Below are 13059 nucleotides of genomic sequence, written 5' to 3' on the forward strand. Positions count from 1 at the left end.
AAAGCTTAGATAATTAATGATGCAAATCATGAAAGAGAGTTGTAAACAATGAATAATAGTTTTAGTGATAAATTATTGCTTTGCCCTGTTTGTAAGGAAAGCTTAATTAAAGATACTTCAAGTAAAGTATATAGATGTGATAATAATCATTCCTACGATATAGCTAAGGAAGGCTATGTAAACTTAATTATTAGTAATCAAAAAAGAAGTAAGAATCCAGGAGATTCTAAAGAAATGGTTCTTGCAAGAATAGATTTTTTAAATAGAGGTTTCTATAAAAAGATATCTGATAAAATTAGTGAAGTAATTGTTGAAGAGTTTGGGAAAAATAATTCTGAGAAAATAAATATTCTTGATTTAGGATGCGGTGAAGGATATTATTTAGTGAATTTGAAAAATTATATGCAGGAAAAAAATATTGAGGCAGCTTTTTATGGCTTTGATGTTTCTAAAGATGCTGTAAAGTATGCTGGAAAATCAAATAAAGACTGCATATGGGCAGTTGCAAATAACTTTAATATTCCAGCAAAAGATAAATCTATAGATTGTATATTATCTGTATTTAGTCCAATAGATATTGATGAATGCAACAGAGTTTTAAAGGATGATGGAGTTTTTGTTAGGGTACTGCCTAGAACTGATCACTTAATACAGCTTAGAAATATTATATATTCTGAAGTTCATTTGAATAATAAGGTTTATACAGCTAGCGAAGATGATAATGAATATATCAAAGAAAGCAATGTAACCTTTGATATGGAATTAAATAAAGAAGAAATCTTAAGTCTGCTAAAAATGACACCACATTATTGGAAGTCAACTCCAGAGAATAAAGAAAAATTAGAGTCATATGAAAAGTTAACTATTACTGTGGATATGAGGATTGGAATTTTTAGAAAGAAATAATATATGTTGTGAAAAAATTAGTAGAGATGTTTAGGAAGTGAGAATTAGTGAAATTTTATATTGAGTCAGAAAGAATTGGATTTTCTGTGTGGGATAATGAAAATGAGCAATGTGCCTATCTATTATGGGGAAATAAAGTAGTAACTAAATATATATCAGTTACAGGAAATATGACAGAAGAGCAGATAGAAAAGAGATTAGAAAAAGAAAAAAATACATATGAAAAACATAAAATTCAGTATTTTCCTATATATGAGAAGGAAAGCAATAAATTTATTGGATGTTGTGGTTTAAGACCTTATGATTTAGAAAAAAATATAGCTGAATTAGGAATTCATTTATTACCAGAATATTGGGGGAAAGGTTACGCAAAAGAAGCTTGTTTAAGAATGATAAAATTTGCATTTGAAACCTTATCCTTTGAAGAGATATTTGTAGGGCATAATCCATATAATTTAGCGTCTTCACAACTTATAAAAAAACTTGGTTTTGAATACGTGCACGATGAATATTATGCACCAACAGGGCTTAATCATCCATCATATTTATTGAAGAAAATAGATTAAATTTAATGAAAAGGAATTAATTAATATGTTAAAGGATATTGCAATTGGGATGCTGTCTGAAAATTATCTGTTACATGTAGATATGTTGGAATGCATAAGAAGAGGTAGTGCCGAAATTTTATATGCTTCAGAAGAAGGCGTGCTTTTAGTAGATATTCCTTCACAAGTTTTCATGATTTCAGCTTTTAATAATCATACTTCTGAAAATTTAATTTCTAAAATTCCGGATAGCGCAGAAATTATTGCTGCTCATGATAAATTTTCTTATGATTCGTTGTTAAAAAAACATGACTATTCAGCTCGGATGATTTGTCACAATACAGTATACACAAAAAAGACCTTAATACCAGTTGAAAATTTTGATATTAAAATTAAGCATTTAAATACTGATTATAAAGATACTATAATTAGCAATTATACTAAGGCAGAGGTTGTAGATAGCAATTATATTGAGGAAAGACTAAAAGCTAATGTTATGCTTGGAGCGTTTATTAATAACGATTTATGTGGTTTTATTGGAAATCATTCAGAAGGTTCAATAGGAATGTTAGAAGTTTTTCTTAAGTATAGAGGTAATGGAATTGGAATGGCATTGCAGATTGCAGCAACTAATGATTCTTTAGCAAATAAGAGATATGCTTATGGACAAGTTGTAGAAGGTAATTTAGCTTCAACAAAATTGCAAAAAAAGCTTGGATTTGAATTATCAAAAGATAGAGTATATTGGCTAATAAGATAAATAATAAGCACCAATGTTTAATTTTATATAAACATTGGTGTTTATTATTTAATGTATTTATGAATAAACTAAAATAAAGTATAATTAATGTAATTCAGAAGATAGTATTGAAAAGAGTGTGAGTTAAAGGTGCTAAGAAGATATAGAGAAATTTTAAATTCAATTTTAAATACAGATGGATGTATTACAGGGAACGAATTGGCTAAACTATGTAATGTGAGCATACGCACCATAAGACTTGATATTAAAGAAATAAACAAATTATTAGAGGGATATAATGTAGAAATTGATTCGATTATGAAAAAAGGTTATTACCTTACGGAAATATGTAAAAAGCGTTTGAAAGAAAACGATATTATAAAGTCAGTTTGGGATCAGGAATATATAGCACAATTGCCTAATACACCTAGGGAAAGACAGATGTATATCATTCTAAAGTTAACAATGAAAGATTATATATCTATAGAAGAATTATCAGATAAGCTTTATATATCAACTTCAACTATTAATAATGACATTAGTGCCATAAAAAAATGGTTAAAAGAAAATTTAAACTTAAATATAAAGTATTCACTGAATAAAGGGATAAAGCTTGAGTGTAGTGAATGGTATAAGCGCAATGTTATTGGTTGGGTTATAGCAAAAAAATCAAATGCCAGTTCAGTAATGAAAAATTGTTATTATCTATTTAACCATCAGAATATTGTGATATTAACTGATAAATTATTTCCAATAATAAATTCTGAAACAAAGAAATATGGATATGTATTATCAGGTCATAGCTCACAATTTTTATGTAATCAAATATTTATAGCACTTGAAAGATGTAAACTTGGATTTAGGTTAAAAAGTACTGAAATTGAGGAAGAATTTTTGCCAGTGATTACTGCAATAGGAGAAGCTATACTAACACAACTTAAAATAGAATTGCCTGAAATTGAATGGTTAAATTTACAGCAATATTTTAAGTCAAGACAATTTATAGATGGAACAGATTTGAAAAATATAAATACTAAAGAAGCTATAAATATAACAAGAGAATTTATAAAAAATGTATATGCAAAATTTGATGTGAACATAGAAAATCATCCCAAAATAAAAGATACTTTATTATTATATACAGCATCAATGATAAATAGATTGAGATTTAAGCATTGTATAGTAAATAGCATTGACGAAAATATAATAAAAACGTATCCATTTGAATATAAAATTGCTTGTGAGATGAGGAATGTGGTTAAAAAGGAATTAGGCTTAGAGGTTACATTAATTGAATTAGCATATATAACTATGCATTTAGTTTCAACAAAAGAAATGTGGAGTAAGAAATTGAAAACTATTATTGTTTGCGATTTTGATCAAAGTATAATTAATTTTATAAAGAATAAGATTTTTACATATCTTAATGAAAAGATTTCATTTTATGGGTTTTATACATATCAAGAATTTACTTTTGGATTAGTTGAAAATTTAGAGGAAGTTGATTTTATAATAACAACTGCTACACTTGCTGGCAGAACTAATATTCCATTTGCCATAATAAGTCCAACAATGGAACAAAAAGATTTTATCAATTTGTATGAGCATTTGGAAAATTTGAAAGTTACGGATAAAAAATAAAATACTTTTTTGCACTCTAATAGGTGAATTTATCTAGATTGTTTAGAATAGTCGGAATCTGTAAAATAGGATTAGGAAATGTATTGTATATCTAAATATATTTAATGGTAATTTAGATTACAATATTTTTATAAATCTAATGGTAAATTTCAAATTTAGTTAAATTGAATTTTAATGAGTGTGTAAATTATATATTATGAGATTTTAGGAGGAAAGTTTATGGCTTTTAGTAAAGATTTTCTATGGGGTGGTGCTGTTGCAGCGCATCAAGTTGAAGGTGGATGGAATAAAGGTGGAAAAGGTCCTAGTATTGCAGATGTTATGACAGCTGGGGCACATGGAGTGCCAAGAATAATTACTGATGGAATACTTGAAGGAATGAATTATCCGAACCACGAAGCTATCGATTTTTATAGTCATTATAAGGAAGATATCGCTTTATTTGCAGAAATGGGCTTCAAATGCTTTAGAACAAGTATTGCTTGGACACGTATTTTTCCAAAAGGTGATGAATTAGAGCCTAATGAAGAAGGTTTAAAATTTTATGATGATATGTTTGATGAATTATTAAAGTATGGAATTGAACCTGTTATTACCTTAAGTCACTTTGAAATACCATATTATATAGCTAAAGAATATGGTGGGTGGCGTAATCGTAAAGTTATTGACTTCTTTGTAAGATATGCTACTACAGTAATGAAACGTTATAAAAACAAAGTTAAGTATTGGATGACTTTTAATGAAATTAATAATCAAAAGAATACTTTGAATCCAATTTTTGCATGGACTTGTTCAGGAATTGATTTTAAGGAAGGGGAAAAAAGAGAAGAAGTAATGTACCAAGCTGTTCATCATGAATTGGTTGCTAGTGCATTAGTTGTTAAAAAAGGACATGAAATAAATCCAAACTTTAAAATTGGATGTATGTGCTCTTTTGTTCCTATATATCCTTTCTCTTGCAATCCTGATGACATGATGCTTCAAGTTGAAGCAATGCATGATCGTTATTTCTTTGCTGACGTGCATTGCAGAGGACATTATCCTTCTTATGCAATAAAAGAATGGAATAGAAAAGGCTATAACATAAAGATGGAAGCTGAAGATGCTGGAATTTTATCTGAAGGGATTGTAGATTATTTAGGTTTTAGTTATTATATGTCAGATGCAGTTAAATCAGGTGTTAATGCAGAGGATAAGGATTCAGTAACTGGAGGCTCAAGTTCCAGTGTTAAAAACCCATTTGTAAAAGCTTCAGATTGGGGATGGCAAATTGATCCTGTTGGATTAAGATATTCTTTAAATCTGTTATATGAAAGATATGAACTTCCATTGTTCATAGTAGAAAATGGATTTGGAGCTATTGATATTAAAGAAGCTGATGGATCATGTAATGATGATTATAGGATAGATTATTTAAAATCGCATATTAAGGAAATGGAGAAAGCTATAGAATTAGATGGAGTTGATTTAATGGGATATACTCCATGGGGATGTATAGATTGTGTTTCCTTTACTACAGGTGAAATGAAAAAACGTTATGGATTCATATTTGTTGATAAAGATAATGAAGGAAATGGAACTCTAGCTAGGTCTAAAAAGAAATCTTTTGATTGGTATAAAAAAGTAATTGCTTCTAATGGAGAAGAATTATAATTGATTAAAGTGATAATCTCAAAATAACGTTATTAAACTTTTATTTTGAGGTTATTCTTTAACATATATGTTGCAATAAGAATCATTTAAAACTTAAGAATTTCCAAAGGAAATCAACGTTCATTGATCATTGATGCCTTGAAAGGGTGCCCTGTGGGGTATTGAAAATTGCAATATGTATACTTTTCGGAAAATATAAGAAGATTACAAAATAGAGATATATTGAGTTAGTATTTTGTATGTCTAATTTGAGGTGAAATTAATGAAATTTTTAAAAAGTGCACTTGGATATTTTTTAGCTTCAATTATAATAAATGGATTTTGGGGAATTTTTACAGGTAAACTTGGCCCTTTTGGAGGATATCTTGCAGCATTATTTCTTACAGGATCGTCTTGGTACATAGCGCATTATTTAGGATTAATCAAACATGATGAAGATTCAGCTTTTATTGATATGGCTTTAGCTATAGGTCTTTCTTTAGTAGTAAAGGGCTATTTATTATATGGAATAAATTCTGTAATAAGTTCAATACCAACTTTCATATGTATAGCAATTGGTGCAATTTTAGGAGGATATGTATCTGTAGTTATAGAAAAAAATATTGAAGCAAAAAAATTAAAGAAGAAGATTAGAGACGTAAACTCAGAAATAATTGATAATAGATGTGGAGGAGAATTATGCCAGGACAAGCTATAATTACAACAATAATTGGAGCATTTATATTTCCTATATTTATTAGGCTATTTTGGGGAAGGCTTGTAAATAAATTTGGAGCTATTGGCGGATTTTTATCAGCTATAATTATAGTAGGAACAATATGGGTAATGAATCATGGTATTGAAAAGCATTTAATACAACAAAGTGGAAGTACTTGGATAGATATGGCTTGGGCAGCTGCTATTGGAGTTTTCACAGCATCTGTTGTAGCAGGAGGGAAAATTAAAAAGTCACTTCCTAATATTGGTTCAGCTATAGTTGGCGGTATATGTGGAGGAATAGTACTTGTACTTATGTTTTAGATGTGGGATACTTCTAACATAATAAGCTTAATGGATTCAAAAAGAGCAATATGTTGCTCTTTTAATTTTATAAGTCTTGCAAAGGTAAACTCTAGAGTTCGTGCAAAACTAAACTCTAGAGTTATGTAGGATTAAAGTCTACTTATATTAATAAAATGATACTTCAAATTTCATTTAAGGTAAATTTTATCAAAAAAGTAGTGCAAGACTAAAGCCATTAATCACGAATTTAATATTGCAAACAAGAAATTAACTTTTCATTTTAGGCACAAGGCAATAAAAAACTATTGACCTTGAGTGGACTCAAAGGAGTAAAATATACTTGAAGTATTACTTAATGTAATATTTAATAGTTATTAAGGAGTGATTGTTTTGTTGTATAGAGAACTTGGAAGGACAAATGAAAAGGTTTCGGTATTGGGGTTTGGTTGTATGAGAATGCCAATAATTAATGGAGACACAACTAAAATTGACGAAGAAAAGGCTACAAAAATGCTTCGCCATGCAATTGATGAAGGGGTGAATTATGTTGATACCGCTTATCCTTATCATGGGACTGGAATGGGAAGTGGAGGAGAAAGTGAACCATTTGTAGGTAGAGCTTTAAAAGATGGATATAGGGAAAAAGTTAATTTAGCTACAAAACTTCCTAGCTGGTTAATAAAAACTAGAGAGGATATGGATAAGTATTTAAATGAGCAATTAGAACGCTTACAAACAGATAAAATTGATTTTTATTTAGTACATGCATTAAATAAAGGCTCATGGGAAAATTTAAAGAAATTAGGAATAAATGAGTTTCTAGATTCTGCTATTAAAGATGGAAGAATAAGATATGCAGGATTTTCTTTTCATGATAAATTAGATGTATTTAAGGAAATTGTAGATTATTATGATTGGTCATTTTGTCAAATTCAATATAATTATTTAGATGAAGATTTTCAAGCAGGAACAGAAGGTCTGGAATATGCAGCGAGCAGAGGATTAGGTGTCGTTATTATGGAACCACTTAGAGGTGGTAAGATTGTTAGAGATCTTCCAGAAGAAATATTAAATACTTTTGATAAGTCTGAAATTAAAAGATCACCAGCTGAATGGGCTTTAAGATGGGTATGGAATCATCCAGAAGTGTCAGTAGTATTAAGTGGAATGAATATAATGGATAATGTTACTGAAAATTTAAGAGTTGCAAATGAAGCACTACCAAATTCTTTAAATGAAAATGAACTTGAAATCATGGAGAGTGTGAAAAAGGCATTTGAAGAAAGAATAAAAGTTAATTGTACAGCTTGTGAGTATTGTATGCCATGTCCAGCAGGAGTTAATATTCCAAAGAATTTTTCTTGTTATAATGAGTATAATGTATTTGTTACTCCAGCAACAAAAAAAGAACTTAAAAATAGATATAATGGGATTGATGAGTCAGAAAGAGCTGATAAATGTGTAGAATGTGGTAAATGTGAAAGTCATTGTCCACAGGCTATTAAAATTAGAGAAGAATTGAAAAATGTTAAAGCTTTATTTGCATAAGATTTAAATTAAGTATTATATGCTTTTAAATTTAAAGAGATTTGATAATATGGAGCTATAAAAGTAACATTATAGGGATATCTCAAAATAATTTTAAATTATTATGAGATGTCCTTAATAAAATATATAATGATTATTGTTGAAATAAATACTCAACAGAATTATAATATAAGTTAATAATGTTATAAATAATTATAAAAAATTGGGGATGATGGGAAATGAAGGAGCTATCGTTTGTTTTACAGTATATTAAGAAACCAAGGGCAACTGGGGCAATATTACCAAGTTCAAATTATTTAGCTGATAAGATGATTGAAGATATTAACTTTGAACAAGCAAGGTGCATTGTAGAATATGGGCCAGGGACAGGGATTTTTACAGAAAAATTACTTGAAAATAGACAAAGAAATACTACAGTTATGCTTTTTGAGTATAATTACGATTTTTATAATCTATTAAAAGATAAGTTTAAAAATGAAGAAAACTTAATTATAGTAAATGATTCAGCTGAAAATGTTGGTAATTATTTAGAAAAGTATGGAATTACGAATGTGGATTATGTAGTTTCTGGGCTTCCTTTTGCAAGTTTACCTAAGGAAATTTCTGAAAACATATTAAAGCAAACAAAGATTATTCTTAAAAGAGACGGAAAATTTGTAACCTTTCAGTATAGTAGATTTAAAATTAAATTCATTAAAAAATATTTTAAATACATTGATTTAAAAAGGGAATTTAGAAATGTACCTCCAGCATATGTGCTCAATTGCATAAATTATAATCAGTAAGATTTACATAAGATAGATTTAGTAAAAATAGAATAAAAGCTTATAAAAATGCATGGTGGGTGTTTTTATAAGCTTTTATTTTTTTATTAGAAGGATAATAAAGTTTTTAGAAAAGAACATTATGAGTTTTATCTACTTTTGTTATATAATAGTTTTATGAAGCTGTAAGTTAAAGTAATATATTATAAATTTTATACATATTTATGGAGGAAAAAATGAGTAATAAAAGCAGTGGGAAAGTCACTTTATATTTAATGAGACATGGACAAACTATCTTGAATAAAGCGGAAAGAACGCAAGGATGGTGTGATGGAGTTCTTACTAGTGAAGGAATTGAGGTCGCAGTAAATGCAGGTTTTGGACTTAGAGATGTGAAATTTAAAGCAGTGTATAGCAGTGACTTAGGAAGAGCTATAAAAACAGCTAAAATTGTTATAAAAGAAAATCAATCAAGTGAAAATCTAGAATTGAAAGAATTGGAAGGCTTAAGAGAAGTAGGCTTTGGAAAATACGAAGGAGAGCTTGAAAGCGTGAAGTTCAAGCATATACTTAATTTCCTTAATGTAAGTTCGTTCAAAGAAGCTCTAGAAAAATATGATTTTCAAAAGGCATATTGTGATGCCTGTGCAGCTTTGGATGAAACAAAGCAAGCAGAGGATTATGCTACTGCTTCAAAAAGAATAATGAAAACTTTAGAAGAGGTATGCAAGGAGAATGTGACTGATGAAGGCGGAAATGTTCTAGTAGTATGCCATGGTGGAATGCTTAGATTAATTATTGATTCTTTGGACAAAAGTTTTAATGTGAGAAATATGGACAATTCAAGTATATCTAAGATTACATATGAAAATGGAAAGTTTAAAGTTGAATCTGTAAATGACAATAGTTATAGTGAAAAAGGTAAGGCTTTAAAAGCACAATTGTAAATACAAAACTAGAATTAAGCATATATCTGCACAAAATAATTATAAGTTTTAGTGCAGGTATATGCTTAAAAATTTAATATTTATTTTAATGACATAAAAAGGAGTTATTGTTTACATGAGAAAAAGGAAAAAGAATATTAGAAGAACGATAATTACAATAATGCTTCTGTGTTTTTCTTTATTAATTGGAGTAGAAATTTACTTTGGTTATGCAGAAAAATATAAGGATATTAATTTAGAACAGCTAAATACAAAATTATATATACAGGCAGCTGATAAAGCTAGTATTGGTAAGTTGCAAGTAAATTGGCAGTACATGGCTGCCATTGATGGAGTAAGATATAAAAATAATTTTTCTAATGTTACAGATGAAAGTTTAATTGAATTAGCAAATATGTTTTTAGAAGAAAATAGTACAAGCATTAAGCTTAAGAATAGCAAATATAAGTTAGTAGAATTAGACGATGTATTAAAAAAATTATCCTTTAGTAAAAGTCAAAAGGAAAAAGTTTATCATTACATAGATAACTTAAAATATACTGGAACTCAAAAAGATAATTTAAATGATAATTCAAAACAGGAATTTATAAAAGGGATATATCCTCAAGCAGCTGATATATATGATAAATATGGAGTGTTACCTTCTTTAACTATTTCACAAGCAATATTAGAAAGTGGCTGGGGAAAATCAGACTTAAGTGTTAAAGCACATAATTTATATGGAATTAAAGCAGACTCTAGTTGGAAGGGTAATAAAATTAAGATGAATACCTCAGAATATTATAATAAAAAAATTAAAGATGAATTTAGAGTTTATGGTAGTAATGAAGAATCTATAAAGGATTATGGAGAATTTCTTAAAAATAATAAAAGATATAATAAGAGTGGTGTATTTGCAGCGACTCAGTATTTAGAACAGGCAAAAGCTATAGAGAAAGCTGGATATAGTACTGTGGAAAATGATAAAGGTGAAGAAATTTATGCAGAACTTTTAACAGAAATTATACAAGAACAGAATTTGCAGCTTTTAGACTACGAATGTGAGATGAATTACTTTAAGAATAATCAATAATTAAAAATTCAATTATAATAAAATTAATGAGAAAAGATCCAAGGAAAAAGTTGATGTTTCTGAATATAAAATTGGACATTCACTTTTGTATACATACTTTTTGGAGATTAAAGATACCCAGAGCGAGAATTAGACTTATGCAACAATTACCGAAATAAGATACATTTATCTTCCACAGGACTAGTGAAATTTTCGCTGGAAGGTTCTAAATGGCGGCTTGTGGTCAGTTCAGCGTGTTCCAGATATAAAATCTGGACATGCTGTAAATGAAACAAGCCCCCATTAAGAACCATCATCAGCTCAATTTCACATGCCTGCTTCCAGAAAAATGTATCTAATTTCTAGCGTAGTGTTACGATTATAATTTCTCAATGATGCATCTATATTCCATTAATAAGTTTGATTATTAATTTGGATATCTATAAAAAGAATTTAATATATATTGATAATTGAGGAGTGAACCTTGATAAATGGAATATATATTAAAATTAGAGGTTTGGAGGATATAAACATTTTGGTATAATAGAAAAATAAAAGATTTCAAAAATATTCATAGCATTTAATTGAATTAATGATTGGGGATATAAAATGAATGAAAATATAAAAAAATTAAATAATATTATTAAGGTTATAGAAGGGGCAGATAAGGATGCTATCTTGCAAGCAGAGAAAAGAATGACTTCCCTTGTAAAACCTTTAAAAAGTTTAGGAAAGCTAGAGGAAATGGCTATAAAGCTTTCTGGGATTACAGGGAAAATAAAAAATAATATTAATAAGAAGCTAGTAATAATAATGTGTTCAGATAATGGAGTTGTTGAAGAAGGAGTTGCTTCAGCACCACAATCAGTTACTCTTTCTCAAACAATTAATTTTACTAAGGGGCTTACAGGAGTTGCCGTTCTAGCAAAAGCTAATAACACAGAACTTATGGTAGTTGATGTTGGAATAAATTATGATTTTGATTATCCAAATGTAATTAATAGAAAAATAAGAAAATCAACAAACAACATTGCTAAAGGGCCAGCTATGAGTTATGAAGAAGCAGCTCAGGCAATTTTAATTGGAATTGAGGCAGTTAATAAAGCACGAAATGAAGGTTATGAGATTATTGGCGTTGGTGAAATGGGGATTGGAAATACTTCAACAAGTAGTGCTGTTTTATCAGCATTAACAGCTATAAGTGTAGAGGATGTAGTTGGAAGAGGAGCTGGAATTACTGATGAAGCTTTCAGAAAAAAAATAAAGGTAGTAGAAAAAGCTATAGAAATAAATAAACCAGATAAGTCAGATCCAATAGAGGTTGTTTCAAAGGTGGGTGGATTTGATATAGCTGCTATGGCAGGAGTTTTTTTAGGAGCTGCTTATTATAAAATTCCAGTAGTTATAGATGGTTTTATATCAGCTGTTGCAGCGTTAATTGCTTTTAGGTTAAATAACAATACAAGAGATTATATGTTTACTTCTCATTGTTCAAAAGAAGTGGGATATAATGCAGCTATTAAAGAACTTGACTTAAGTCCAATTTTAAATTTGGATATGGGATTAGGAGAAGGTAGTGGATGTCCATTGGCCTTTTCAATCATAGATTCAGCTTGTGCAGCAATGAATAATATGGCTACCTTTGAGGAAGCTGAAATTAATGATAGTTATTTAGATGAACTTAAAAAAATGCAGAATAAATAGAAAAGGTATAGGAAGGAGAAGAAAAATGGAGTTAGGACTTATTCACATTTATTGCGGAGATGGGAAAGGAAAGACTACAGCTTCAATGGGGCTTGGAATTAGGGCTTTAGGCAGAAATAAAAAAGTATTGTTAACTCAGTTTTTAAAGGATAATGATACAGGAGAGTTAATTTCTATTGAGAAATTGGGAGAAAATTTTCAAGTATTAAAGGGAGTACCAGTAAGAAAATTTTTCAAATTCATGACTCCAGAAGAACAAAATCAAACAAAGCTTGAGCATGAAGAAAGATTTAGAAAAGTAACACAAAAAGCAATAGATGAAAACTTTGATTTATTAATTATGGATGAGATAATAGCATCAACTAATTTAAATTTAATAGATCTGGAGGAAGTTGTAGAGTTTCTAAAAAATAAGCCTAAAGGTTTAGAAGTTGTTTTGACAGGAAGAAATCCAAATGAAAAATTAATTGAACTGGCAGATTATGTTTCAGAAATAAAAGCTATAAAGCATCCTTATGAAAAAGGTATAACATCAAGAATTGGTATAGAAAAATAAATT

13 protein-coding genes are annotated in these 13059 nt (G+C 28.8%); all 13 read left to right on the top strand.

The genetic code is table 11. The annotated features are described in order from the left end of the window. Positions 1-48 precede the first annotated feature (48 nt). Complete coding sequence (locus tag CSPA_RS07095) at positions 49-906, top strand: putative RNA methyltransferase (protein WP_015391543.1); 858 nt, start codon at positions 49-51, stop codon at positions 904-906. A gap of 47 nt (positions 907-953) precedes the next feature. After that, entirely contained in the window at positions 954-1472 is a 519-nt protein-coding gene (locus CSPA_RS07100) for a GNAT family N-acetyltransferase (protein ID WP_015391544.1), read from the top strand. Positions 1473-1497: 25 nt separating this feature from the next. Then, entirely contained in the window at positions 1498-2211 is a 714-nt protein-coding gene (locus CSPA_RS07105) for a GNAT family N-acetyltransferase (RefSeq protein WP_015391545.1), read from the top strand. Positions 2212-2340: 129 nt separating this feature from the next. Then, positions 2341-3831, top strand: coding sequence for a BglG family transcription antiterminator (locus CSPA_RS07110; RefSeq protein ID WP_015391546.1), 1491 nt, complete (start codon positions 2341-2343; stop codon positions 3829-3831). Positions 3832-4050: 219 nt separating this feature from the next. Beyond that, positions 4051-5484 carry a 6-phospho-beta-glucosidase gene (locus CSPA_RS07115; RefSeq protein WP_015391547.1) on the top strand — a complete coding sequence of 478 codons (1434 nt, stop codon included), beginning with the start codon at positions 4051-4053 and terminating at the stop codon, positions 5482-5484. Positions 5485-5746: 262 nt separating this feature from the next. Continuing rightward, positions 5747-6181, top strand: a complete 435-nt coding sequence (locus tag CSPA_RS07120) for a Lin0368 family putative glycerol transporter subunit (RefSeq protein ID WP_015391548.1) — start codon at positions 5747-5749, stop codon at positions 6179-6181. Further along, complete coding sequence (locus CSPA_RS07125; RefSeq protein ID WP_015391549.1) at positions 6163-6504, top strand: Lin0368 family putative glycerol transporter subunit; 342 nt, start codon at positions 6163-6165, stop codon at positions 6502-6504. The genes CSPA_RS07120 and CSPA_RS07125 overlap by 19 nt, the downstream gene beginning before the upstream one ends. 372 nt (positions 6505-6876) lie before the next feature. Then, on the top strand, positions 6877-8034 hold the full coding sequence (locus tag CSPA_RS07130; protein WP_015391550.1) for an aldo/keto reductase: 1158 nt from the start codon (positions 6877-6879) through the stop codon (positions 8032-8034). A gap of 218 nt (positions 8035-8252) precedes the next feature. Next, positions 8253-8819 (top strand): class I SAM-dependent methyltransferase, encoded by a 567-nt coding sequence (locus CSPA_RS07135; RefSeq protein WP_015391551.1) that lies wholly within the window; start codon positions 8253-8255, stop codon positions 8817-8819. 215 nt (positions 8820-9034) lie between these two features. Then, positions 9035-9745 carry a histidine phosphatase family protein gene (locus tag CSPA_RS07140; RefSeq protein WP_015391552.1) on the top strand — a complete coding sequence of 237 codons (711 nt, stop codon included), beginning with the start codon at positions 9035-9037 and terminating at the stop codon, positions 9743-9745. 115 nt (positions 9746-9860) lie between these two features. Further along, a complete protein-coding gene (locus CSPA_RS07145; protein ID WP_015391553.1) occupies positions 9861-10817 on the top strand; it encodes a glucosaminidase domain-containing protein in 957 nt (318 codons plus the stop codon). A 588-nt stretch (positions 10818-11405) separates the two neighbouring features. Next, a complete protein-coding gene (cobT, locus tag CSPA_RS07150; protein WP_015391554.1) occupies positions 11406-12500 on the top strand; it encodes a nicotinate-nucleotide--dimethylbenzimidazole phosphoribosyltransferase in 1095 nt (364 codons plus the stop codon). 25 nt (positions 12501-12525) lie between these two features. Next, positions 12526-13056, top strand: a complete 531-nt coding sequence (locus CSPA_RS07155) for a cob(I)yrinic acid a,c-diamide adenosyltransferase (protein WP_015391555.1) — start codon at positions 12526-12528, stop codon at positions 13054-13056. Positions 13057-13059: the final 3 nt, after the last annotated feature.

The sequence above is a fragment of the Clostridium saccharoperbutylacetonicum N1-4(HMT) genome, from assembly GCF_000340885.1.
Lineage (GTDB): Bacteria > Bacillota > Clostridia > Clostridiales > Clostridiaceae > Clostridium > Clostridium saccharoperbutylacetonicum.